The sequence below is a fragment of the Pantoea sp. Tr-811 genome (assembly GCF_011752535.1).
Lineage (GTDB): Bacteria > Pseudomonadota > Gammaproteobacteria > Pseudomonadales > Pseudomonadaceae > Aquipseudomonas.
This window is the reverse complement of record NZ_VWXJ01000001.1, coordinates 287,167-311,935: the sequence shown is the minus strand read 5'-3', so window position 1 is coordinate 311,935 and position 24,769 is coordinate 287,167. Positions and strand designations below refer to the sequence as shown.

Genomic DNA, 24,769 nt, shown 5'->3' with positions numbered 1-24,769 from the left:
AGCGTAGCTCGCGATGGGCTGCAAAGCAGCCCTAACATCATGTGCCGCCAGGCAGACAACCCGGGGCCGCTGCGCGCCCCATCGCGAGCTACGCTCGCTCCTACCAGGTCGGCGCCCACCCTCGGAACGAAAGGCGCCGGTACAGCTATTCGCTCAACCAAACAACCTGCCCAAAAACCCCAGCTTCTTCTTGTACGACCGCCGCGCCTCCAGCGCCTGCTCCAGGCTCACCGCCAAAAAGCGCGCCTGCTGGTTCGGCTGCATCTGCCCGATCAAGTCCAGGTCGGCGCTGATCACCGTGCCGATCATCGCATAGCCCCCACCCGACACTGCATCACGGTGCAGGATGATCGGCTCCAGCCCAGCCGGCACCTGGATCGAGCCGATCGGGTAGCAACTGTCGACGATGTTCGACGGGTCGGAGCCTGCGCCAAACGGCTGTTCGCGCGGCTGGAAGCTCAGCGCGCTGCCCCCTTTGTAGCGGTAGCCGATGCGGTCGGCCTCCGAGCCCACCGTCCAGGCATCGGTGAAGAAGCTTTTCGAGGCGGCCTCGCTCAGGCGGTGGAAATACAGCCCAGGCACCACCCGCAGCACCACCTCGCCGCCCAGCGCCTGGCGCAGGGCCATCGGCAGGCTGGCACCGGCACGGGTACGGCCACTCGGCACCCCCACCGGCAGCACATCGCCCGCCACCAGCTTGCGCCCCTGCAGGCCACCGAGCGCACCCAGCGCATAGGTCGAGCGGCTGCCGAGCACTTGCGGCACATCGATGCCACCGGCCACCGCCAGATAGGCCCGCGCACCCGCCGTGGGAAAACCAAAGCGCAGCACCTGGCCGGCGCGCACTGCAAAGGCGGTATCCGGGCGCTGCTCGCGGCCATCGAGCAATACCGGCATCTGGGCGCCACACACAGCCACCAGCGCTTGCTGCTGGAACTCAAGCTCCGGCCCCACCAGGGTGCATTCCAGGCCGGCGGCGCCCGGCGGGTTGCCGACCAGCTGGTTGGCCGCGCGCAGCGCATACTGGTCCAAGGCGCCAGACGGCGGGATGCCCAGGTGGTAATAGCCTTCGCGGCCCAAATCCTGCACCGAGCTGGCCAGCCCGGGTTTGATGACCTTGATCATGCCAGTACCTCCTGCAGCGTCCTGGGGTAGCCGACCGGGTCGGCGAGAAAGGCATCCAGGGAAAATTCCACCGGGCGAATGCGCAGGTCGAAGCGCCCGTCCTCCACCTCCGCCACCGCCTGGTCGTAGGCCTGGCGGTCGATGGGCCTGAACTGCACGATATCGCCCGGGCGGAAGAACACCATGTGTTCCTTGAGGTAGGCCAGGCCCTGCTGCGGGTCGTAGATGGGCGCCGGGGTGACGCCGAACATCTGGTAGCCGCCAGCCCCACGAACCGAATAGATGCAACCGAAGCAACCGCCGTGGCCCAAGGTCAGCTTGGGGGTGTCGGTGCGTGGGCGCAAATACTTGGGCACCTGCAGCTGCCGCTCGCGCTCGACCATCTGGAACATGAACGGCAAGCCGGCCACGAAGCCGACCATCGACACGAACCACGGCGCCCCGCTGTGCGCGGCGATGAACGCATCGACATCGGCCAGGCCGTTGATGCGCGCCGCGTACTCAAGGTCGGTGCTGCCCGGGTCCTGGTGGCGGTCGCGAAAGCGCATCAGCGTTTCATGGGTCCAGGGGTCGTTGTACAACACCGGTATCTCGATGATCCGCGTGCTCAGCGAACGCTCGGCCACCGCCTGGGCCTCGGCCCCGCGCACGGCCGCAAGCAGCACGTCGGGGGCGATCCGGTCGGGGTCGAAACGCACCTGGAACGAGGCGTTGGCCAGGCAGATGTCCAATACGCCATCGAGCGCCAGGCGCTCGACGGCGCGGGTGACCGCCATGCCCTTGAAGAAGGCCTGCAGCGACATGCTGTCGCTGACCTCGGCGAACAGGTGCTCGTCGGCACCGAAGCTGTAGCGGATCGGGGTGCTGGCCAGGGACTCGACCATGTCTGCTCCTTTTTTTGGAATCGTTATCGAAAGGCAGGCAAAAAAACATTGGGCCAACGGCATCTGCACGCCGCTGGCCGTTGCAACTCAGCGCGGCGCACGCACCACGATACCCGCGCCATCGAGCGCGGCGCGGGTTGCCTCGACCAGGCCCAGGGCGCCTGGGGTGTCGCTGTGCAGGCAGATGGAGTCGAACTCGATGGCCAGGTCCTGCCCTTGCACCGTGCGCACCAGGCCTTCACGGCAGGCGCGCAGGACGCGCTCGGCAACCCGCTGGGGCTCGTGGCCACGCACATTGCGGGTAAACACGATCGAGCCACTGAGGTCGTACTCGCGGTCGGCGTAGAACTCGCGCACCACCGGTTGCCCCAGTGCCTGGGCCACGCGGCAGATCACCGAACCGGGCATGCAATACAGCAGCAATTGCGGCTCGATCACCTGCAGGTTCTGCACCAGCAACTGGGCGGCTTCCTGATCACGTGCCAGGTGCATGTACAGCGCGCCGTGGGGCTTGATGTGCTGCAACCGCACGCCCTGGGCCCGGGCGATTTCGCGCAGGGCGCCAAGCTGGTAGAGCATGTCGTCGACCAGTTCCTGGGCCGGGGCATTGATATGCCGGCGCCCGAAGCCAACCAGGTCGCGAAAGCCTGGGTGGGCACCGACGCCCACGCCCAGCGCCTTGGCCCGTTCGACGGTGCGGCGCATGGTGCCTGGGTCACCGGCATGGAAGCCGGTGGCGATGTTGGCCGAGCTGATGTAGGCCATCAGCTCATGATCGACGCCGTCACCGATGGTCCAGGGGCCGAAGCCTTCGCCCATGTCCGAGTTGAAATCCACCGCCTGCATCGTTGTTCTCCTGGCTTGTGAGTGCTTGCAAGCCACGTTAGATTCATCGCCACCCCTTGGGAAGATTTATAAACAGATAAGGTGTCTTCGGAAAAACAGATACCTGGGAGTGAACCGTGTCTTTGACCCTGCGCCAGGTGCGTTACTTCGTCGCCACCGCCGAGATCGGCCAGATTTCCCAGGCGGCGATTCACCTGAACATTTCCCAGTCGGCCGTGACCACCGCCATCAAGGAACTGGAAGCGATGCTCGGCGTGCTGCTGTTCCAGCGCTCGGCCCAGGGCATGAGCCTGACCGAGGCCGGGCGGCACTTTCTCAACCGCGCCTATGTGATCCTGCGCAGCGTCGACGATGCGCTGAACAGCCCACTGCCCGACGTGCGCGCCAGCGGCCTGCTGCGCCTGGCGGCGAGCTATACCGTGCTGGGCTATTTCCTGCCGCACCACCTGCAGCGCCTGGAACACTGGCACCCGGACGTGACCGTGCAAGTGCACGAGCAGGAGCGCAGCGCCATCGAGCAAGGCCTTTTGCAGGGGCGTTTCGACATGGCCGTGGTGCTCACCGCCAACCTCACCCACCCCGACATCGTCTCCGAAACCCTGTTCAACTCCGAACGCCGGCTGTGGCTGCCCGGCCACCACCCGTTGTGCGAGCGTTCGGCGGTAAGCCTGGCCGACGTGGCGCAGCAGCCGTTCATCTTGCTGACCGTGGATGAAGCCGAACAGAGCGCCATGCGCTACTGGGAACAGGCCGGCCAGCGGCCCAATGTGCGGGTGCGCACAAGCTCGGTGGAAGCGGTGCGCAGCATGGTGGCCAACGGCAGTGGCGTGGCGATTCTTTCCGACCTGGTGCACAGGCCCTGGTCGCTGGAGGGCAAGCGCATCGAAACGGTGACCATCAGCGACCCGGTGACGCCCATGAGCGTCGGCCTGGCCTGGCACCGTGAGCGCACATTCAGCCCGGCGATGCAGGCGCTGCGCACCTATTTCCACGATGCCTTCCTCGCCCCCCAGCAACTGTCGGCTCGGCGCTGATTTGTTCTCCTGCAGCAGCCGGCAAGCGCTACACTCGCCGGCCCTTTTGCCAACCGAGAATCTGCAATGCGTATTACCAGCGGCCCCGCCGCGACCGCCTGTGGCCTGGCGGCGATCTTGCTGTGGAGCACGGCCAGCGGCCTGATTCGCAGTGTCAGCGAATACTTTGGCCCCATCGGCGGCGCCGCGCTGATCTACACCCTGGGTGCCAGCCTGCTGGTGCTGCTGTTGGGCCGGCCGCGCCTGCGCCATGCCTCGCCCTTCTACCTGATGACCGGCTCGATACTGTTCGTCGCCTACGAGATCTGCCTGTCCCTGGCACTGGGCTTTGCCGTCAGCCGCCCCCAGGCCATCCAGCTGGGCGTGGTCAACTACCTGTGGCCAAGCCTGACCGTGCTGCTGGCGATCTTCATGAACCGCCAGCCTGCGCGCTGGCTCATCGTGCCGGGCACATTGGTGGCGTTGCTGGGGATTCTCTGGGTAGTGTGCACCGACGGGTTGTCGCTGCACAGCATCGTCAGCAATGTGGCCTCCAACCCGCTGAGCTACAGCCTGGCAGCGGCCTGCGCGATCACCTTCGCGCTTTACTGCAACGTGACCCGGCGCTATGCCAATGGGCAAAGCCATGTGGTGCTGTTCTTCCTGCTGACGGCGGCGGTGTTGTGGGTGAAGTACTGGATCAGCTGCGAATCGCTGCCGCCATTCACCCTGGTGCATGGCCTGGAACTGGTGGCCGCCGCATTGGGGCTGGCGGCGGGGTATGCGTTGTGGAACATCGGCATCCTGCGCGGTAACCTGACGTTGCTGGCCACTGCATCCTATTCCGCACCCGTGCTGTCGTCGGCGTTCGCGGCGGCGTGGCTGGGGGCGCAGTTGGGGTGGCAATTCTGGCAGGGGGCGGTGCTGGTAACCGTGGGTTCGCTGCTGTGCTGGCAAGCAACGCGCCAGGCCAGTTAAGGCTTGCGCTGGCCTGGTAGGAGCGAGCGCAGCTCGCGATGCGGTGTTACAGGCGGGTTGAGGCCTTGGGCCATGGTGCCGCCTGCCAGATCGCATCGCGAGCTACGCTCGCTCCTACGATGGGGTGGCATAGGCAATCCACGCCGAACGATCTGCGCGCGATGCCGTCATAACTTGGGCCGGTGTCGCCACGCAGAGAGGACGCGAAATGACCCAACCCGACCCGTCATACCTCAAATGGCTCGAAGACCGTTCGATGCTCAAGGCTTCCCAGGAGCGGGCCCGCCTGTATTCCGGCCAATCGCGCCTGTGGCAGAACCCCTACGCCGAAGCCCAGCCGCGCCGGGCCACCGAGATCGCCTCGGTGTGGCTGACCGTGTACCCCGACGCGATCATCGCCCCCGAAGGCAGCTCGGTACTGGCCGCCCTGGGCCACGAGGCACTGTGGAAGCGCCTGTCGGACATGGGCGTACAAGGCATTCACACCGGGCCCATCAAGCAGTCCGGCGGCGTGCGCGGGCGTGACTTCACCCCCAGCATCGACGGCAACTTCGACCGCATCAGCTTCGACATCGACCCGCTCTACGGCACCGAGCAGGAGCTGGTGCACATGAGCCGCCTGGCCGCCGCGCACAATGCCGTGACCATCGACGACCTGATCCCTTCGCACACCGGCAAGGGCGCTGATTTCCGCCTGGCGGAACTCGCCCATGGTGCCTACCCAGGGCTCTACCACATGGTCGAAATCCGCGAGGAAGACTGGCCGCTGCTGCCGGATGTGCCCCCGGGCCGCGATGCGGTCAACCTGGCACCGGCGCTGTGCGACGAACTCAAGCTGCGCCACTACATCGTCGGCCAGCTGCAGCGGGTGATCTTCTTCGAACCGGGGGTCAAGGAAACCGACTGGAGCGCCACCGGGCCGATCACCGGGGTAGATGGCAAGACCCGGCGCTGGGTGTACCTGCACTATTTCAAGGAAGGCCAGCCGTCGCTGAACTGGCTCGACCCAAGCTTCGCCGCCCAGCAGATGATCATTGGCGATGCCCTGCACGCACTGGACTGCCTGGGCGCGCGCGGCCTGCGCCTGGACGCCAACGGTTTTCTCGGCGTGGAAACCCGCGCCAGCGGCAGCGCCTGGTCGGAAAGCCACCCGCTGTCGATCGTCGGCAACCAACTGATCGGCGGCATGATCCGCAAGGCCGGCGGGTTCAGCTTCCAGGAACTGAACCTGACCCTGGACGACATCGCGCAGATGTCCAAAGGCGGCGCCGACCTGTCCTATGACTTCATCACCCGCCCGGCCTACCAGCATGCCTTGCTGACCGGCGACACCGAGTTCCTGCGCCTGATGCTCAAGGAAATGCACGCCTTCGGCATCGACCCGGCGTCGTTGATTCACGCCCTGCAAAACCACGACGAGCTGACCGTGGAGCTGGTGCACTTCTGGACCCTGCACGCCCACGACATGTACCTGTACAAGGGCCAGACCCTGCCCGGCAGCATTCTGCGCGAACACATTCGCGAGGAAGTCTACGAGCGCCTTTCCGGCGAGCATGCCCCCTACAACCTGCGCTTCGTCACCAATGGCATTGCCTGTACCACCGCCAGCCTGATCACCGCAGCGCTGGGCATCCGCGACCTGGCGCAGATCGGCGCGCAGGACATCGCGCTGATCCAGAAGGTGCACCTGCTGCTGGTGATGTACAACGCCATGCAGCCAGGCGTGGTGGCGTTGTCTGGCTGGGACTTGGTCGGCGCCCTGCCCTTGCCGGCCGAGGCAGTGGCCGAACGCATGGCCGACGGCGATACCCGCTGGATTCACCGCGGCGGCTACGACCTGGCCGGGCTGGCCCCCGAGGCCGAGGCCTCGCTGCGCGGCATGCCGCGGGCCCGGGCGCTGTACGGCAGCCTCGACAGCCAGCTGGACGACCCGGCGTCCTTTGCCAGCCAGGTGAAGAAGTTGCTGGCCGTGCGCCAGGCCTATGGCATCGCCACCAGCCGCCAGGTGCTGGTGCCCGAGGTGTCCAGCCCAGGGCTGCTGGTGATGGTGCATGAACTGCCGGCCGGGCGCGGCATTCAGATCAGCGCGCTGAACTTCAGCCAGGCGGTGATCGCCGAGGAGCTGCAACTGGCCGGGTTCACCCCAGGGCCGGTGGTGGACATGATCAACGAGACGGTCGAAGGCGACCTGACCGAGGATGGGCGGCTGACGGTGAACCTGGACCCTTATGAAGCGCTGTGCTTGAGGATTGTGAGCAGTAGCGGGCATGTGTGAGGCCTGTGCCGGCCCTTTCGCGGGGCAAGCCCGCTCCTACAACGCGAAAGGGCCGGCACAGCCACACCCGAGCTTTCAATGAAACCGTAATATCGAATAGCCATATTGAGCGCCCCTGAACAAGAACTCATGGTCGCCCAATGCATTTCACGCCCAACCGCCTGGCCCTGTGCATCGCACTGGCCTGCGCCGCTTTCGCCCCCGCCGCCCTGGCCAAGGACTACCTGATCGACAGCGCCACCAGCAACACCCTGGAGCTGAAGAAGTCCGATACCCTCAAGGTCACCGCGAACGGCAGCATCGTTGCCAGCGACGACGACGGCGTGATTCTGCCCAAGCACACCAGCGGCGCCACCCTCACCGTCGACAACGCCGGCATCATCCGCTCCACCGACGGCCGCGGCATCGACACCAAGGATGAAGGCGAAGACCTCAGCCACTACGTGATCACCAACCAGGCGGGCGCGCTGATCCAGGGCACCAACGACGGCCTGCGCTTCCAGACCAACCCCACCGCCGGTGGCAGCCTGAGCATCGTCAATGCCGGCACCATCGAATCCACCGTCGAAGGTCAGGCCATCGACCTGGAAACCCTGAACAACCCGGCCTTCACCACCACCCTGGTGAACCAGGCCAGCGGCGTGATCCACGCGGTGGGCAACGACGCAATCAAAACCGGCTCCAACGCCACCATCACCAACTACGGGCTGATCTACACCGACACCGCGCCCCAGGACAAGGACGGCCTGGACCAGAAGTGGGACGGCATCAAGATCGGCACTTCCACCAACGTGACCGTGTACAACTACGGCACCATCAGCGCCGACCGCCACGGCATCGACCTGAAAACCGACGCCACCCTGTACAACTACGCCGGCGCCAGCATCACCGGGCGCAATGGCTCGGGCTTCGGCTCCGACGGCAGCGGCACGGTGTACAACTGGGGCACCATCACCGGCGCCATCGCCGAGGGCAAGATCAACGGCGACGGCGATGGCGTGGACATCGACAACATCGGCTACGTGTACAACGCCGGCACCATCCAGGGCATGGGCGCCAAGGGCGTGGACAGCGGCGGCCGGCCGAACGGCAGCGAAGGCATCGCCATGGGCGGCGGCACCGTGATCAACACCAGCACGGGCGTGATCCGCAGCGTCGACAACGGCATTTTGGTGGACGACGGTGCCGAGGGCTCCGGGGTGGGCGCAACCAGCATCACCAACGCCGGGCGCATCGAGGGCGACAACGGCTTCGGTATCAAGCTGATCGGCAACTTCGCCGACACCGTGGTCAACAGCGGCACCATCAGCGGCGGCAACGGCCTGGCCCTGAGCATGGGCGCGGGCAACGACACCCTGGTGGTGGAAACCGGCGGCGTGTTCAATGGCCTGGTCGATGGCGGCGACGGCATCGACAGCGTGACCCTGAACGGCACCGGCACCTTCGGCAACAGCGCCAACTTCGAAACCCTGCGCGTCAGCGGCGGTAGCTGGACCCTGAGCAGCGTCGACGACTTCAGCCAGGGCGGTGTGGTCACCGCAGGCGCCACCCTGGTCAACCAGGGCAGCATCCTCGGCCAGATGCTTGTCGAGCAAGGCGCGACCTATGCCGGCGGCGGTTCGGTAGGCGGCCTGCAGGTGAATGGCACGCTGCTGACCAACACCGGCCTGGGCGTTGCCAAGGTCAACGGTGACCTCAGCTTCGGCCAGGGCGCCAGCCTGGTATACGGTGTGAACGCCGACGGCAGCAGCGCGCCGATCAACGTCAGCGGCACCGCCAACCTCAATGGCGCTACGCTGCGCGTGCAGCCCAGCGCCGGTGAGTACCCTTGGCAGAGCCACTACACCGTGCTGACTGCCGGCGCGGTCAACGGCACCTTCGCCCAGGTCACCAGCGACTACGCCTTCCTCACCCCAACCCTGAGCTACGCCAGCACCTCGGTGGGCCTGGACTACACCCGCAACGACGTGGCCTTCGCCCAGTACGCACAATCGGCCAGCGGTGCGGGCGCCGCCCGCAGCCTGGCGAGCCTGGGGCAGAACAGCAACCTGTACAACGCGGTACTGGGCACCAGCACCGCTGGCGCAAGCAGTGCCATCGAGCAACTGTCGGCCAGCAACACCGCCAACCTGGCGGCGGCCACCCTGGCTGGCAGCAGCCAGGTCGGCACCACCATGCTCGGCGCCATGCAGGCGATGGGCAGCAGCGGCGCCCTGCTGGTGGGCATGAACGACGAAGACGGCCCTGCCCTGGCGGCCACCGGCGTGCCCCGCGAGGCGCGTAACCTGAACGATCCGAATGCCCAGGGGCGCGTCTGGGCGCAAGCCCTGGGCAGCTACGGCAAGGTCGATGGCAGCCATGGCGCCAGCGCCCTGGAGCAACGCACCGGCGGTGGCGTGCTGGGGCTGGACTGGGCACTGGGCGGCGACTGGCGCCTGGGCGTGCTCGGTGGCTACTCGCGCACGCGCCTGGACAGCACCGGCCTGGACGGCGCCGTGCGCAGCTGGCACGCCGGGGTCTATGCCCAGCACCAGAGCGGCCCACTGGCCTTGCGCCTGGGCGCGGCCTATAGCCGCCATGATGGCGACAGCAAGCGCCAGGTGGCGTTCGAAGGCTTCAACGAACGGCTCAAGGGCGACTACGACGCCGACAGCCAGCAGGCCTTCGTCGAGCTCGGCTATGCCATGGGCAGCGGCCGCCTGAGCGCCGAGCCGTTCGCCAACCTGGGTTACCAGCGCTACCACCGCGACAGCTACCGCGAGCAAGGCGGTGACGCGGCACTGGCGGTGGATGCCGATACCCAGGACAACGTCAGCAGCACCTTCGGCGTGCGCCTGGCGCACCTGGGGCAACTGGCCAACGGCATGAGCCTGACACCACGGGCGACCCTGGGCTGGCGGCACACCTATGGCAACGTCGATACCCGCACGCGCCAGGCGTTCATCGCCGGGGGCGATGCGTTCAGTGTCGAAGGCAGTGCAATTGACCGCGACAGCTTGCTGGTCGAGGCCGGGGTGGACCTGGGGCTGAGTGCGCGCCAGACCATTGGCGTGGGGTATAGCGGGGAGTTGGGCAGCAATAGCCGCAACCATGCCATCGTTGGGCAATGGCAGTTGAAGTTCTAAATGCTCTTCACCTGTTGGCGGTGGCCTTGGTAGGAGCGAGCGCAGCTCGCGATGGGCTGCACGGCAGCCCCGGCGCTCTGTGCTGCGAAGCTGCGAACCTGGGGCCGCTGCGCGCCCCATCGCGAGCTGCGCTCGCTCCTACCAGGTTGGCGCAAACCGGCCGGTACAGGCTGCTTGCATTTGCAGCCCTACGGGCATAGCGTTCCTGGGTTTTCCATTCGTGCCCAGGAGCAACCCATGTACACCGGCATCGTCCAGGCCGTGCGCCCTCTTCTGGCTGTGACCACCTACCCGGGCCACAACCAGTTCACCATCGACCTCACCCCAGACCTGCTCGACGAGCTGAAGATCGGCGCCAGCGTCAGCGTCGAAGGTACGTGCCTGTCGGTCACCGAAATCCACGGCAGCGAGGTGCGCTTCGACGCCATGACCGCCACCCTGGAACGCACCAACCTGCGCTTCTTCCAGCCCGGCCAAGGCGTCAACATCGAGCGCTCGGCAAAAATGAACGCGGAAGTCGGCGGCCACCTCATGGCCGGCCACATTGCCTGCACCGCCGAGGTGGTAGAGCTGTCGATCAAGGAAACCGGGGCCTACATCAAGTTCCGCATGCCGCCTGAATGGGGCAAGTACGTGTTCCCGCGCGGCTTTCTCGGGGTCAACGGCTGCAGCCTGACCGTAGCCGATGTCGACGACAACGTGGTGACCATCAACCTGATTCCGGAAACCCTGCGCCAGACCACCTTTGCCCGCTACCCGGCAGGTGCCTTGCTCAACATCGAGGTGGATCACCAGACCATGGTGCTGGTGGATGTGGTGGAACGCACTATCCAGAACACCCTGGTCCGCCAACTGCCACGCTGAAGCCCCGCCTCACTCGATGCGCGGGTGCTGCTGCACCAGCAGCTTGCGCTTGGCCTCAAGCTCGGCGATCTGCGCATCGATGTCCTCGATCTTCTGCTCGATGTTGTCGTGGTGTTCCTGCAGCAGCTCACGCGCCTCTTCGATGTCCGAAGCCGCTGGCGCGGCGCCGCGCAGGGGCTTGTTGGCGGTTTCCTTCATGGTCAGCCCGGTGACCAGGCCGATGGCGGCAATCACCATCAGGTAGTAGGCCGGCATGTACAGGTTGCCGCTGCTCTCCACCAGCCAGGCGGCCAGGGTTGGGGTAAGCCCTGCGATCAGCACCGAGATGTTGAACGCACTGGCCAGGGCGCTGTAGCGAATGTGGGTGGGGAACATCGCCGGCAGGGTCGAGGCCATCACGCCGATGAAGAAGTTCAGCAGCACGGCAATGATCAGCAAGCCAGAGAAAATCAGCCCCAGCGCACCGCTGTTGATCAGCATGAACGCCGGAATGGCCAGGGCGAACAAGCCGATGCTGCCCACCACGATGAACGGCCGGCGGCCATATTTATCGCTCAACAGGCCGATGATCGGCTGCACGAAAAGCATGCCGACCATGATCGCGATGATGATCAGCACGCCATGGTCTTCGCTGTAGTGCAGGTTGTGCGACAGGTAGCTGGGCATGTAGGTGAGCAGCATGTAGTAGGTGACATTGGTGGCGATCACCACGCCAATGCAGGTCACCAGGCTGCGCCAGTGCTGGGTGGCCACCTCCTTGAACGACACCTTGGGGCCTGACGCCAAGCCTTCGCGGTCGCCCTGCTCCAGCTTGTCCACATGCTGCTGGAACGCCGGGGTTTCCTCCAGCGCATGGCGCAGGTACAGGCCGATGATGCCCAGCGGCAAGGCCAGGAAGAACGGCAGGCGCCAGCCCCACTCAAGGAATTTTTCCTCGCCGAGCAGGGTGGAAATCAGCACCACCACGCCGGCACCCAGCACGAAGCCTGCTATCGAGCCGAAGTCCAGCCAGCTGCCGAGAAAGCCGCGCTTGCGGTCCGGGGCGTATTCGGCAACGAAAATCGAAGCACCGGTGTACTCCCCGCCCACCGAGAAGCCCTGGGCCATTTTCGCCAGCAACAGCAGGATCGGCGCCCAGATGCCGATCGAGGCGTAGGACGGTATCAGGCCGATGGCGAAGGTGCTCAGCGACATGATCACGATGGTTGCCGCCAGGATTTTCTGGCGGCCGAAGCGGTCACCCAAGGCACCGAAGAACAGCCCGCCCAGCGGGCGGATCAAGAACGGCACCGAGAAGGTCGCCAGCGCCGCGATCATCTGCACGCTGGGGTCGGCGTTGGGGAAGAACACCTTGCCTAGGGCATAGGCGACGAAGCCGTAGACGCCGAAGTCGAACCATTCCATGGCATTGCCCAGCGCCGCCGCGGTAATCGCCTTCTTCATCTTGGCGTCGTCGACGATGGTGATGTCTTTCAAGCCGATTGGCTTGACGCTTTTCTTGCGAGGTTTCATGCCCTTGTCCCTGTAACTGATGGCTCTATGGGATCAGATACAACGGCACGCTAAATAATTCAGCGCTTAACGATTTTTCTGTACGTCGGCCCGCACAAGGAATAGTAGACAATTTGTATAACGGCGTTAGACAATGACAAAGTGTCGCACCCGAGGGCCGCTGAGCCACCGCGACATGCAAGCGAGCCTGATCGTAAACCGGAGTAAATAAATGCAAAAAGTAACTTCGTTGCCTGGCGATGACGCCCGTCCTGGTTGGTACCACACCAGCCCCAAGCGCACGCCGCGCCCAGGCCATTCGGGCCGCAAGGAAGCGCGCTGGACCATCGTTGGCGCAGGCCTGACCGGCTTGGCCGCCGCACGGCAGATGGCGCTGAACTTCCCTGATGAAGAAATCGTGCTGGTCGAGGCCCAGGAAGTCGGCTTTGGCTCGGCTGGGCGCAATGCCGGTTTCGCCATTGACGTGCCCCACGACATCGGCGCCAAGGACTACATCGGCGACGTCACCACCGCCACCAAGATCCTGCGCCTGAACACCCTCGGCCAGGACTACCTGCGCGGTATCGTCGAGCGCAACGGCATCGACTGCCAGATGTCGGACTCGGGCAAATACCAGGCCGCCGTCGGTGCCAAGGGCATCGCCATTCTCGAAGCCTACCGCAGCGGCCTGGAGAAGATCGGCTGCAGCTCCACCCTGATCGACGAGCAGGACCTGCCGGCGCACATCGGCACGTCGTACTACAAGAAGGCCCTGCACATCCCCGGCACCCTGCTGCTGCAGCCCTCGGCACTGGTCAAGGGCCTGGCCGAGCACCTGCCGGCCAATGTCACCCTGTACGAGCACACGCCGATCACCTCGATCGACCAGGGCGAGAAGATCACCCTGGTACACGACCGCGGCACCATCGTCACCGACAAGCTGATTCTGGCCAACAATGGCTTCGCCTCGGCCTTCGGCTTCCTCAAGGGCCGCCTGCTGCCCACCTTCCTGTATGCCAGCCTCAGCCGCCCGCTGACCGACGAAGAACAGGCCCGCCTGGGTGGCCAGCCGGTGTGGGGCGTGATTCCTGCGCACCCGTTCGGCAGCACCGTGCGCCGCACCGTCGACAACCGCATCCTGATTCGCAACAGCTTCAACTTCTACCCCGACGGCCGTCCACGGGCCAACGCCCTGCAAAGCCATTTGCCCACCCACCGCAAGTCGTTCGAGCGGCGCTTCCCGATGCTCGGCAACGTCGAGTTCGAATACTCCTGGAGCGGCGCCATCTGCCTGTCGGAAAACCACGAAGGCTTCTTCGGCCAACTGGCGCCGAACGTGTACGGCGCGCTGTGCTGCAATGGCCTGGGCATCACCCGTGGCACCGCCACCGGCAAGCTGCTGGCCGACTGGCTGGCCGGCGAGCGCAACGAACACATCGACTTCCTGCTGTCGTCCCCTGGCCCGAACAAGACCCCGCCACAGCCGTTCCTGTCGATTGGCGTGAACTCGGTGCTCAAGTGGGGCCAGTTCCGCGCCGGCCTGGAAGTTTGACCCTGGCGGGCCTGTGTGCCCGCCTCTGCCTGCATTGCCCCCACCGTTCAAGAGAGAATCATGCGTTCCACTGCCCAACCCGTCATGATCGACGACGTTGAAATCAACCGCTTCCATCAACTGCTCACCCTGCGCACCGGCCTTGGCTGGGTGATGGTTGGCTATATCCTCAGCATCATCGGCGTCGCCACCTTGCCCATGGCCGCTGCGCTGCAGCTGGGCGGCTTCTGGCAAGGCATGATTGCCGCCATGGCCTTGCTCGGCGTGTTCGCCGGTGGCTTCTTCGGCGGCTGGCTGACCGACCGCCTGGGCCGCCAGAAGCTGTTCTTCGTGGCCCCGGCGATGGTCCTGCTGTCGTCCTTGGGCATGCTGGTGGTTCAAGACCCGCTACTGCTGTCGGTGCTGCGCCTGTGCTGCGGCCTGGCCGTGGGCATCGAGTACACCGCTGCAGGCTCGCTGCTCACTGAGTTTCTTCCACAGAAGTCCCGCGGCTCGCGGCTGTCGCTGCTGACGGTGCTGTGGTTCGTCGGTGCCGCGCTGGCCTACATCGCGGGCAACTTCATGCTCGCAGACGCAGGCCCCGAGCAATGGCGCGTGGTCATGGCCAGCCCGGCCCTGATCGCCGGCTTGCTGTTGCTGGCGCGCCTGGGCACCCCGGAGTCACCGCGCTGGCTGTTGAGCAAGGGCCGGCGCGAGGAAGCCGAGCAGGTGATCCGCCAGGTCTACGGCAACACGTTCTCGCTGCGCAACATCAGCGATGACGGCGCAGCAGGGGCGGCGATGTCGTTCCTCGACGCACTGCGGGCGGGGTATGGAAAGCGTATTTTCTTCGTGGTGATGTTCTGGGCCTGCGCGGTGATTCCGCTGTTTGCCGTGTACGCCTTCGTGCCCAAGCTGTTCCAGGCACTGAAGCTGACCGGCAACCTGGCCGCCTACGGCTCGATAGGCATTACCCTGATCTTGGTGATTGGCTGCTGCGTGGCAACCTGGCTGATCAACTACCTGGGCCGGCGTACCATCATCATCCACAGTTTCCTGTGGTCGGGGTTGGCACTGCTGGGCCTGGGGCTGTTCCCCGATGCCCAGGGCTGGGTGGTGCTGTCGCTGTTCGGCGCCTATGCGCTGTTCATCGGCGGCGCCCAGGTGCTGGAGTTCGTCTACCCGAACGAGCTGTTCCCTACCGAGATCCGCGCGTTTGCGGTGGGCATGGGGGCGTCGTTGGCAGCGTTCAGTTCAGCCATTGGCACCTGGCTGGTGCCGATCTCGCTGGAGCAATTCGGCATCGCCAACACGATGTTCGCGGCCACCGCCATCACCATGCTGGGGCTGGCGGTGTCGCTGCTGCTGGCACCGGAAACCCGGTCGATGAGCCTGCAGGAAGCAGCGGCGTTGTAATACGCCGCTGGCGATGCGCCGCGCAAGCGGCGCATCGCCAATCAGATCCCGTCGCGCGCCAGGTCCATGGCGAAATAGGTCAGGATCAAGTCAGCACCCGCACGCTTGATCGCCCCCAGGCTCTCGCGCACCACTCGCCCTTCGTCGATGGCCCCGGCCAGCCCGCCGAACTTGATCATCGCGTACTCGCCGCTCACCTGGTAGGCCGCCAGTGGCAGGCGCGAGGCGTTGCGGATGTCGGCGATCACGTCAAGGTAGGCACCGGCCGGCTTGACCATCAGCACATCGGCACCTTCCTGCTCGTCGAGCAGCGATTCACGCACCGCTTCGCGGCGGTTCATCGGGTTCATCTGGTAGCTCTTGCGGTCGCCCTTGAGCGCCGTCCCCCCCGCTTCGCGGAACGGCCCATACAGCGCCGAGGCGAACTTGGTGGAATAGGCCATGATCGCGGTGTCATGGAAACCTGCGCCATCCAGTGCACTGCGAATGGCCTGGACCTGGCCGTCCATCGCCGCCGACGGGGCGATGAAGTCGGCGCCAGCGGCAGCCGCGATCACCGCCTGCTTGCCCAGGTTGGCCAGGGTGGCGTCGTTGTCCACGCCGTGGTCGTGCAGCACGCCGCAGTGGCCGTGGCTGGTGTACTCGCAGAAGCAGGTGTCGGACATCACCACCATTTCCGGCACGGTGTCCTTGCAGATGCGCGACATGCGCGCGACCAGGCCGTTTTCGTTCCAGGTGTCGCTGCCGGTGGCGTCCAGGTTATGCGACACGCCGAAGGTCATCACCGACTTGATGCCCGCGCGGGCGTAGCGCTCGATTTCCTGGGCCAGCCGTTTTTCCGGAATGCGGTTGACGCCTGGCATGCTGGTGATCGGCACGAAGTCGTCGATACCTTCTTCGACGAAGATCGGCAGGATCAGGTCTTCGAGGCGGAACTCGGTTTCCTGGAAGATCGTGCGCAGGGATTCGTTCTGGCGCAGGCGGCGCGGGCGAACGGAAGGAAACAGGTTGGACATGACAGCTCCAGGGCATTTTTGAACGGCGTATACCTTATGCCTGTCGCGCGCCAGTGAAAAGGCCAGATGACGAGATAATGTCTTGCGTCAAAGGCAACAGCCCTTTTTTGCCTGTGCAGAGGATGAGCAGCAACTAATGCAGGCACAAACGCTGCACCTGTTGTAGGAGCGAGCGCAGCTCGCGATGGGCTGCAGCGCAGCCCCGGCGTGACGAGTCGCGAAGCTGAAGCCCTGGGGCCGCTGCGCGCCCCATCGCGAGCTACGCTCGCTCCTACAGGCAAGGTGCGCCTCGCTCACTGCATCCAGGGCGGTGTAGGCTCCTCGGCCTTGGCCGGCCCCTGCTCGGCCTCTTCCCGGGCGGCACGGCGGCGTGCCTCGTCGCGCAGGGTGGCGTCGATCTCGCGCATCACCCCGGCCACGTCGGCGGCCTGGTCATCGTCTTCGAATTGGCCAGTCAGCGGGCTGTCCGGGCGCAGTTCGCCGGCCTCATACAAGGCCCACATTTCGTCGGCATAGCGGGTGGCCTTGAGCTCCGGGGCGAAACGCCCGAAGTAGTGGGCCATGTTCGCCACGTCCCGCTGCAGCATGCTGAACGCATGGTTGTTGCCTGCCGCATCCACCGCCTGGGGCAGGTCGATGATCACCGGGCCGTCGGGGCCGAGCAGCACGTTGAATTCCGACAGGTCGCCATGCACCAGGCCAGCACACAGCATCAGCACGATCTGGCGGATAACGAAAGCGTGGTATTCACGCGCCTCTTCGGCTTCCAGGGAAACATCGTTCAGCCGCGGGGCGGCATCGCCGTCGGCGTCGGTGACAAGCTCCATCAGCAGCACGCCGTCCTGGAAATCGAACGGCTTGGGCACCCGCACGCCGGCACCGGCCAGGCGGAACAGCGCGGCTACCTCGGCATTTTGCCAGGCGTCCTCGGCTTCCTTGCGGCCATACTTGCTGCCCTTGGCCATGGCCCGGGCCTGGCGGCTGTTGCGCACCTTGCGGCCCTCCTGGTACTCGGCGGCCTGGCGGAAGCTGCGCTTGTTGGCTTCCTTGTAAACCTTGGCGCAGCGTACCTGGGCACCGCAGCGCACCACGTAGACGGCCGCTTCCTTGCCGCTCATCAGCGGGCGCAATACTTCATCGACCAGGCCGTCTTCGATCAGTGGTTCGATTCTTTTTGGTGTCTTCATCAGGCTGCGTTCGGGGTCCTGGCTAGGTTGGCCGACATCCTCTCACAGGCCGGGGCGTGGACGTGAGTGTTTGTCGTCAGCCGAGTGTGCCGAGATACCCAGGCATTCAGGCCACGGCGCGGCGTTGCAGCAGCAGATGCCGGGCCTTGTCGAACGCCCAGTTGTACAGCACGGTGTAGGGCAGAATGATCACGAAGAACCCAAGTTCGACCATGAACGCCTGCAACAGCGAGATCTCCAGCATCCAGGCGGCCACCGGCAGGCACCAGACCACCAGCCCCGCTTCGAAGCCCAGGCCATGGGCGACACGGGCCAAGGCCTTCCACTGAATGCGCGGGGTCGCCACCAGGCGGTCGACCACGGCGTTGTAGACCATGTTCCAGAGCATCGCGATCACCGACAACGTGACCGCCAGGGCGCCGGCTGTGGCCAGTGACTTGCCCATGATCCACGACAGCAGGGGTGCGCACAGCAGGACGGCGAAAAGTTCGTAGCCCACGGCGTGGACCAGGCGTTCGCTGAAAGACGGTTTGTTCATGGCAGGTTCCATCGTTGTGATTGCGGGATGGGTCACATTTTGTTTGATGGAATTGATGCCTGCGACATAGGTGCCATCGGTTTTATCAATAGCAGAACGCGAGAGCCGCGCTTCAACCACTGTTGCAAACGGCACAGCCAATCAACAGCATGCCCCGGAAAACTGTACCGCCAGCAACAGTACCCCTAGGTAAACCACTGAATTCATTGATGTAAAAGGTTGGCACAGCGGCTGCAACGTGAAGCTATCCCATGTCACGCGAGCAGCCCCATGCCCACCCCGACCGTTTCCGCCCACTACGATATCCGCCGCCCAGCGGCGCGTATCATCCATGACGACGCCGAGGCCATCCGCATCGCCCACCAGGTTGCCGAACGGCTGCGCGAGGGTGCCGCCGAACGTGACCGAAACCGCGAGGTGCCGGCCGATATCGTCGATGCTTTTTCCAACAGTGGCCTGTGGGGCATCACCGTGCCCCGCGCCTATGGCGGCGCCGAAGTGTCGTTCGCAACCCTAGCGCACGTCATTGCCATCGTCTCTGCTGCCGACCCCTCGCTTGGGCAGATTCCGCAGAACCACTACTGCCTGCTCGAAGACATCCGCCTGCAAGGCACGCCCGAACAACAGCGCTACTTCTTCGACCTGGTGCTCAAGGGCCACCGCTTCGCCAATGCCCTGTCGGAAACCGGCGGCAAGACCGTACAACACATCAGCACCCGGCTGGCCAGCGAAGGCGACGGCTACCGCATCGACGGGCGCAAGGGCTATTGCACCGGCTCGTTGTATGCCCATTGGATCGGCGTGCTGGCCCTGGATGAGCAGGACCGTGCGCAACTGGCGTTCGTCGAGCGTGGCACGCCGGGTTTGGTGATCGTCGATGACTGGAGCAGCATGGGCCAGCGCACCACCGCCAGCGGCAGCGTGCTGCTCGACGGCCTGCGGGTGCCGGCCTTCAACCTGTTCCCCAGCTACCGCTCCTACGAAAACCCGACCCTGGCCGGCCCCTTCGCCCAACTGACCACCGCCGCCATCGACGCAGGCATCGGCCGCGCAGCGCTGAACGACACCATCGCCTTCGTGCGCGAGCAGGCCCGCCCGTGGATCGACGCCAAGGTCGAGCACGCCAGCGAAGACCCTCTGACCATCATTCAGGTCGGTAACCTGGAAATCCGCCAGGAGGCCGCCGAAGCCCTGCTCGAACGCGCCGGCCGCGCACTGGACGCGGCCAAGCCTGCGCCGGACGAGGACAACGTGGCGCTGGCCTCGGTCGCCGTGGCCAAGGCCAAGGTGCTCACCACCGAGGTGGCGATCGACGCCAGCAACCGCCTGTTCGAACTGGGCGGCACACGCTCGTCGCTGACCCGCCACAACTTCGACCGCCACTGGCGCAACGCCCGGGTCCACACCCTGCACGACCCGGTGCGCTGGAAGTACCACCTGGTCGGCAACTGGGCACTGAACGGCGTCAGGCCGGCGCGCCACGACTGGAACTGAGGGCACGCCATGACCAAGCAGATTCGCCTCAATGCCTTCGCCATGAACACGGTCGGGCATCTTTCCCCGGGCCTGTGGCGCCACCCCCGCGACCAGGCCACGCGCTACACCGACATCCATTACTGGGTGGCGCTGGCCAAGACCCTGGAACGTGGCTGCTTCGATGGCCTGTTCATCGCCGACGTGCTGGGTGTCTACGACGTGTATGGTGCCAGTGCCGACACGGCGTTGAGCCAGGCGGCGCAGGTGCCGGTCAACGACCCGCTGCAACTGGTGCCGGCAATGGCAGCGGCCACCCAACACCTGGGCTTTGGGGTGACCGCCTCGGTGTCGTTCGAACACCCCTACCCCTTCGCCCGGCGCATGAGCACCCTCGATCACCTGACCCAGGGCCGTGCCGGCTGGAACATCGTCACCTCCTACCTGGCCAGCGGCGCACGCAACCTGGGCCAGGCGCCCCTGGGCCACGACCAGCGCTATGCCCTGGCCGAGGAATACCTGCAGGTTTGCTACAAGCTCTGGGAAACCAGCTGGGAGGATGATGCGGTGCAAGCCGACCGCACGTCTGGGATGTACGCAGACCCCGCCAAGGTGCATGGCATCGACCACCAAGGGCCTTGGTTCAAGGTGCCAGGTTTTCACCTGTGCGAGCCGTCGCCGCAACGCTCGCCAGTCATTTACCAGGCTGGCGCCTCCAGCCGCGGGCGGGCCTTCGCCGCGGCCAACGCCGAATGCGTGTTCGTTGCGGCGCCGAGCAAGGCCGTGCTGCGCAAGCAGGTGGCCGAATTGCGCGCAGCGGTGCAGGCAGCAGGCCGTGCAGCGGACGACGTGCAGGTGCTCGAACAGCTCACGGTGATCGTCGCAGCTACCGACCAGCAGGCCCTGGCCCTGCTCGAAGAATACCGCCAGTACGCCAGCCGCAGCGGCGCCCTGGCGCTGATGTCAGGCTGGACCGGCATCGACTTTGCCGAATACGCCCCCGGCCAGGTGCTGCGCGAGGTGCCCAGCGAAGCCATCCAGTCCGCTGTCGAGGCCTTCACCCGCGCCGACCCAACCCGCACCTGGACCACGGCAGAGATCGCCGATTACTGCGCCATCGGCGGCGATGGCCCGGTGCTGGTGGGCTCGGCGCAAACCGTGGCCGACCAGTTGCTGGAGTGGGTCGAGGACACCGGCGTGGACGGCTTCAACCTGGCCTGCGTGGTGGCCCCGGAAACCTTCGAGGCCGTGGTCGACTTGCTGGTTCCCGAACTGCAGGCCCGGGGCGCCTTCAAGCGCGCCTACAGCCCCGGCACGTTGCGCAACAAGCTGTTTGGCTGCGGCGATCGCCTGGGCCTGCCGCACCCGGCGGCGGTGCTGCGCCAGGAGGCACGGCGATGAACGAACTGCTGGCCAATGTCGACTGGGCGGAAATCGCCCAGGCCTGCCTCGACACCCTGAGCATGCTCAGCGTGGCCCTGGGCTTCACGGTGCTGCTTGGCCTGCCCCTGGGCGTGCTGCTGTACCTGACCGGGCAACGCCAGTTGCTGGCCAACGGGCCGTTGTACCGCTGCCTGTCGGTGGTGGTGAACGTGCTGCGCTCGTTGCCGTTCATCATCCTGCTGATCGTTCTGATTCCGTTGACCACCCTGCTTGCCGGCACCTCCCTGGGGGTCAAGGGCACGATCCCGCCGCTGGTGATCGGCTGCACGCCGTTCTTCGCCCGCCTGGTGGAAACCGCCCTGCGCGAAGTCGACCGCGGCCTGGTCGAGGCCTGCCAGGCCATGGGCGGCAGCATCCCGCAAATCATTCGCCACACCTTGTTGCCCGAGGCCCGCACCGGGCTGATTGCCGCGGTCACGGTCACCGCCATCGTACTGGTCGACTACACCGCCATGGCCGGCGTGATCGGTGGCGGAGGCCTGGGCGACCTGGCAATCCGCTTCGGCTACCAGCGCTTCCAGACCGATGTGATGGTGGTCACCGTGCTGCTGTTGATCGTGCTGGTGCAGGCCCTGCAGATGACCGGCGATCGCCTGGTCAAGCATTACACCCGACGCTGAATTTTCCCCAAGGAATCCCCATGAAAAAGACCCTCGCAGCCCTTGCCGCGTTCATCGCCTTCAACGCTCACGCCGGCGAACACCTGGTGGTCGGCGCCACGCCCGTGCCGCACGCTGAAATCCTTGAGTTCGTCAAACCGGCGCTGGCCAAGCAAGGCGTCGACCTGGACATCAAGGTGTTCAACGACTTCATCCAACCCAACCTGCAACTGGCGCAGAAAAACCTGGATGCCAATTACTACCAGTACCGGCCGTTCCTCAACGACTTCAACAAAACCCGGCACACCGACCTGGTGCCGGTGGTGGGCGTGCATATCGAACCCTTCGGTGCCTACTCGGCCAAGTACAAGACCCTGGCGGAGCTACCCGACGGCGCCAGCGTGGCCATCCCCAACGACCCGGTGAACACGGGGCGGGCCTTGGTGCTGCTGGCCGAGGCCGGGCTGATCACGCTCAAGGACCCGTCCAACCCGCAGTCCACCACGCGCGACATCAGCGAAAACCCCCGGCACCTGAAAATCCGTGAACTGGAAGGCGCCATGCTGGCGCGCTCGGTGAACCAGGTGGACCTGGCGTTCGTCTTCGCCAACTATGCCCTTGAAGCCGGAATCGACACCAACAGCGCGCTGATCGTGGAGAAAGGCAAGGACCTGTACGTGGAGTACCTGGTAGCTCGCCCGGATAACCTGCAGGACCCTGGCATCCAGAAACTGGCCAAGGCGCTCAATTCACCCGAGGTGCGCAATTTCATCCTGACCCGCTACAAAGGCCAGATCGCCCCAGGGTTCTAAGCCCCGCAACCGCCCGCCATCTTGGTAGGAGCGAGCGCAGCTCGCGATGGGCTGCAAAGCAGCCCCGGCGTCATGAGCTGCGAAGCTGAAACCCTGGGGCCGCTGCGCGCCCCATCGCGAGCTGCGCTCGCTCCTACCAGGGCGGTGTTGGCCTGGAGATGGGTGAGGCTAGGGAGCAATACGTTTGAGTTCGTTCAACAGGCTCATCAGTTGCTGCAGTTTTTCCTCGCCGTACTGGGCCTGGATCTTCTGGTAGTTAGCCTCCATGCCATCGCGCATCGAGGCGAAACAGGCCTGGCCGGCGTCGGTCAGGTTGACGAACACCCGGCGCTGGTCTTCGGCGGCCTTGCGCTTGCAGACCAGCCCGTCACGCTCCAGGCGGCTGAGCACGCCGGTCATGCTGGGCTTGAGGATGCACGCCAGGCTCGCCAGTTGATGGCTTTCCAACTCACCTTGCTGGTGCAGAATGCGGATCACCCGCCATTGCTGCTCGGTGAGGTCGTGTTCGTTGAGCAAAGGCCTGAAAAATGCCATTGCCGCCTCACGGGCCTGCAACAGGCTCAGCGTCAACGAAGGGGGTGTGTTGGTCATGGGTAGCCTTTGCTGTTTTTCCAATGGCCAAGCGTAGGGGCATTGGCCACGGACCACAACCGCCTCGCCGCGCCATGGAAAATACCAGCGGTTTCCCGCAGCCCTCAAGCCGCCCCTCTGGCAGCCTGGGCAAACACCGTGGCACTCTCAAACAAGACATCTGGCCCGCGAGCGGTGCTTAATGGCAGCACCTGTGAGCGCGCCGGCACTGGCCCTACCACACGTTCAACCCAGCAGGCGGCGTCATGATCAGCACCGAGTCCCCGACGTACTACACCGCGACCCGAAAGTACAACCTCAGCTTCCCCACACTGGACCACGATATCGAGGCCGATGTGGTGGTGATCGGCGGCGGCTTCTCGGGTATCAACACCGCGCTGGAGCTGGCTGAACAAGGCGTCACCAACACGGTGGTGCTCGAAGCCCGCCACCTGGGTTACGGCGGCACCGGGCGCAACGGCGGGCAGATCATGGCCGGCATCGGCCACGACCTGGAAAAGATCCGCAGCAGCGTTGGCGAGCAGGGCCTGAAGCAGATCTTCGAAATCAGCGAGCTGGGCGCCGGCATCATCAAGGCGCGCATCGACCGCTACGCCATCGATGCCGACTTCTGCCACGGCTACGGCTACCTGGGCTTCAACGAACGCCAGGCGCGCACGCTGCGCCAGTGGGAAAAAGACTTCAAAGCGATCAACCCACGGGACGAAATCCGCTTCCTGGGGGGCTCGGAGGTAAAGCAGATCATCGGCAGCGACGCCTATGGCAGCGCCCTGCTGCACATGGGCGGCGGCCACGTGCATTCGCTGAACCTGCTGCTGGGCGAGGCCCAGGCGCTGGTTGGCCACGGCGCACGGATTTTCGAACACAGCCCGGCGCTGCAGGTGACCTACGGCGAGCGCATCATCGTGCGCACCGGGCGCGGTTCGGTACGCGCCAGCAAGCTGCTGTGGGCCTGTGACAGCTTCCTCAACAAACTGGAACCGGAGCTGCACGCGCGCACCATCAACACCTACGCCTTCCAGATGATGACCGAGCCACTGCCGGACGAGCTGATCCAGCGTATCAGCCCGATTCGGGGCGCCTACAGCGACATCCGCCCGGTGATCGACTACTTCCGCGTCACCCGCGAAAACCGCCTGCTGTTCGGCGCCGCCACGCCGTTCATCGAACGCATTCCGATGGACCTCAAGGCCTGGAACCGGGCGCTGATGCTGAAGATATTCCCGTACCTGAAGAACGTGCGCATCGACCTGGCCTGGGGCGGGCCGATGGCCACCAGCGCCAACCTGTTCCCGCAGATCGGCACCTTGAGCGGCCGGCCCAACGCGTTCTATGTGCAGGGTTATTCAGGCTTTGGCGTCACGCCCAGCCATATCATTTGCAAGGTCCTCGCCGAGGGCATGCTTGAAGGTTCGGCACGTTACCAGCTGCTGCGCTCGGTCAAGCATGCGCGCATTTTCGGCAAGGACCATTTCCGCCCACTGCTGCTCACGGCCGGCAAGACCGTGCACCAGCTATCGGGCTTTTTCAACGGCCGCCGCTGAGCCGTACCGTTCATTCAC

Annotated in this window: 20 protein-coding genes; 12 read left to right on the top strand and 8 right to left on the bottom strand. The window is 65.2% G+C overall.

The genetic code is table 11. The features are described 5' to 3' along the window. Positions 1-153: 153 nt before the first annotated feature. The 3 genes from F3J44_RS01375 to F3J44_RS01365 form a co-directional block, all read right to left on the bottom strand. Entirely contained in the window at positions 154-1,125 is a 972-nt protein-coding gene (locus F3J44_RS01375) for a biotin-dependent carboxyltransferase family protein (protein ID WP_167270167.1), read from the bottom strand. Beyond that, the gene (locus tag F3J44_RS01370; RefSeq protein WP_167062057.1) at positions 1,122-2,009 is read right to left on the bottom strand and encodes an allophanate hydrolase subunit 1; all 888 of its coding nucleotides are present in this window, start codon (positions 2,007-2,009) and stop codon (positions 1,122-1,124) included. The genes F3J44_RS01375 and F3J44_RS01370 overlap by 4 nt, the downstream gene beginning before the upstream one ends. An 87-nt stretch (positions 2,010-2,096) precedes the next feature. Continuing rightward, complete coding sequence (locus F3J44_RS01365) at positions 2,097-2,855, bottom strand: 5-oxoprolinase subunit PxpA (protein ID WP_167270165.1); 759 nt, start codon at positions 2,853-2,855, stop codon at positions 2,097-2,099. A gap of 116 nt (positions 2,856-2,971) precedes the next feature. On the opposite strand from F3J44_RS01365, the gene F3J44_RS01360 reads away from it, so the two are divergent. From F3J44_RS01360 to F3J44_RS01340, 5 genes are all read left to right on the top strand, one after another. Continuing rightward, entirely contained in the window at positions 2,972-3,889 is a 918-nt protein-coding gene (locus tag F3J44_RS01360) for a LysR family transcriptional regulator (protein ID WP_167270163.1), read from the top strand. Positions 3,890-3,955: 66 nt separating this feature from the next. After that, positions 3,956-4,846, top strand: coding sequence for an aromatic amino acid DMT transporter YddG (yddG, locus tag F3J44_RS01355; protein ID WP_167270161.1), 891 nt, complete (start codon positions 3,956-3,958; stop codon positions 4,844-4,846). Positions 4,847-5,054: 208 nt separating this feature from the next. Further along, complete coding sequence (gene treS / locus F3J44_RS01350; protein WP_167270159.1) at positions 5,055-7,121, top strand: maltose alpha-D-glucosyltransferase; 2,067 nt, start codon at positions 5,055-5,057, stop codon at positions 7,119-7,121. Between the two features lie 140 nt (positions 7,122-7,261). Next, a complete protein-coding gene (locus tag F3J44_RS01345; RefSeq protein ID WP_167270157.1) occupies positions 7,262-10,246 on the top strand; it encodes an autotransporter domain-containing protein in 2,985 nt (994 codons plus the stop codon). A gap of 237 nt (positions 10,247-10,483) precedes the next feature. Continuing rightward, positions 10,484-11,110: a riboflavin synthase subunit alpha gene (locus tag F3J44_RS01340; protein WP_167270155.1), complete on the top strand. Its 627-nt coding sequence runs from the start codon at positions 10,484-10,486 to the stop codon at positions 11,108-11,110. A gap of 9 nt (positions 11,111-11,119) precedes the next feature. Here F3J44_RS01340 and proP read toward each other — a convergent pair whose 3' ends face one another. Continuing rightward, positions 11,120-12,622 carry a glycine betaine/L-proline transporter ProP gene (gene proP, locus F3J44_RS01335; RefSeq protein ID WP_167270153.1) on the bottom strand — a complete coding sequence of 501 codons (1,503 nt, stop codon included), beginning with the start codon at positions 12,620-12,622 and terminating at the stop codon, positions 11,120-11,122. A gap of 211 nt (positions 12,623-12,833) precedes the next feature. Here proP and F3J44_RS01330 point away from each other — a divergent pair, with 211 nt between their 5' ends. Together F3J44_RS01330 and F3J44_RS01325 are read left to right on the top strand one after the other, a co-directional pair. Beyond that, a complete protein-coding gene (locus F3J44_RS01330) occupies positions 12,834-14,153 on the top strand; it encodes an FAD-binding oxidoreductase (protein WP_167062101.1) in 1,320 nt (439 codons plus the stop codon). A gap of 60 nt (positions 14,154-14,213) precedes the next feature. Next, the gene (locus F3J44_RS01325) at positions 14,214-15,548 is read left to right on the top strand and encodes an MFS transporter (RefSeq protein WP_167270151.1); all 1,335 of its coding nucleotides are present in this window, start codon (positions 14,214-14,216) and stop codon (positions 15,546-15,548) included. 41 nt (positions 15,549-15,589) lie between these two features. Here the strand turns inward: F3J44_RS01325 and hemB are convergent, their stop codons facing one another. From hemB to F3J44_RS01310, 3 genes are all read right to left on the bottom strand, one after another. After that, complete coding sequence (gene hemB, locus F3J44_RS01320) at positions 15,590-16,564, bottom strand: porphobilinogen synthase (protein ID WP_167062109.1); 975 nt, start codon at positions 16,562-16,564, stop codon at positions 15,590-15,592. Between the two features lie 293 nt (positions 16,565-16,857). Continuing rightward, on the bottom strand, positions 16,858-17,751 hold the full coding sequence (locus F3J44_RS01315) for a PA4780 family RIO1-like protein kinase (RefSeq protein WP_167270149.1): 894 nt from the start codon (positions 17,749-17,751) through the stop codon (positions 16,858-16,860). Between the two features lie 106 nt (positions 17,752-17,857). Beyond that, complete coding sequence (locus F3J44_RS01310; RefSeq protein WP_167270147.1) at positions 17,858-18,289, bottom strand: multidrug/biocide efflux PACE transporter; 432 nt, start codon at positions 18,287-18,289, stop codon at positions 17,858-17,860. Positions 18,290-18,559: 270 nt separating this feature from the next. Here F3J44_RS01310 and F3J44_RS01305 point away from each other — a divergent pair, with 270 nt between their 5' ends. Genes F3J44_RS01305 through F3J44_RS01290 form a run of 4 tightly spaced genes read left to right on the top strand, consistent with a single transcriptional unit; the run spans position 18,560 to position 22,616 of the window. Next, complete coding sequence (locus F3J44_RS01305) at positions 18,560-19,783, top strand: SfnB family sulfur acquisition oxidoreductase (RefSeq protein ID WP_167270145.1); 1,224 nt, start codon at positions 18,560-18,562, stop codon at positions 19,781-19,783. Positions 19,784-19,792: 9 nt separating this feature from the next. Continuing rightward, a complete protein-coding gene (locus tag F3J44_RS01300) occupies positions 19,793-21,163 on the top strand; it encodes an LLM class flavin-dependent oxidoreductase (protein WP_167270143.1) in 1,371 nt (456 codons plus the stop codon). Continuing rightward, positions 21,160-21,825 (top strand): methionine ABC transporter permease, encoded by a 666-nt coding sequence (locus F3J44_RS01295; RefSeq protein WP_167062125.1) that lies wholly within the window; start codon positions 21,160-21,162, stop codon positions 21,823-21,825. Before F3J44_RS01300 ends, F3J44_RS01295 begins: the two co-directional genes overlap by 4 nt. A gap of 20 nt (positions 21,826-21,845) precedes the next feature. Then, complete coding sequence (locus tag F3J44_RS01290; RefSeq protein WP_167062128.1) at positions 21,846-22,616, top strand: MetQ/NlpA family ABC transporter substrate-binding protein; 771 nt, start codon at positions 21,846-21,848, stop codon at positions 22,614-22,616. A gap of 168 nt (positions 22,617-22,784) precedes the next feature. On the opposite strand, the gene hpaR is transcribed toward F3J44_RS01290, so the two are convergent. Beyond that, positions 22,785-23,207, bottom strand: a complete 423-nt coding sequence (gene hpaR / locus F3J44_RS01285; RefSeq protein ID WP_167062131.1) for a homoprotocatechuate degradation operon regulator HpaR — start codon at positions 23,205-23,207, stop codon at positions 22,785-22,787. A gap of 245 nt (positions 23,208-23,452) precedes the next feature. Here hpaR and F3J44_RS01280 point away from each other — a divergent pair, with 245 nt between their 5' ends. Beyond that, positions 23,453-24,751: an FAD-binding oxidoreductase gene (locus F3J44_RS01280; protein WP_167270141.1), complete on the top strand. Its 1,299-nt coding sequence runs from the start codon at positions 23,453-23,455 to the stop codon at positions 24,749-24,751. Positions 24,752-24,769 lie beyond the last annotated feature (18 nt).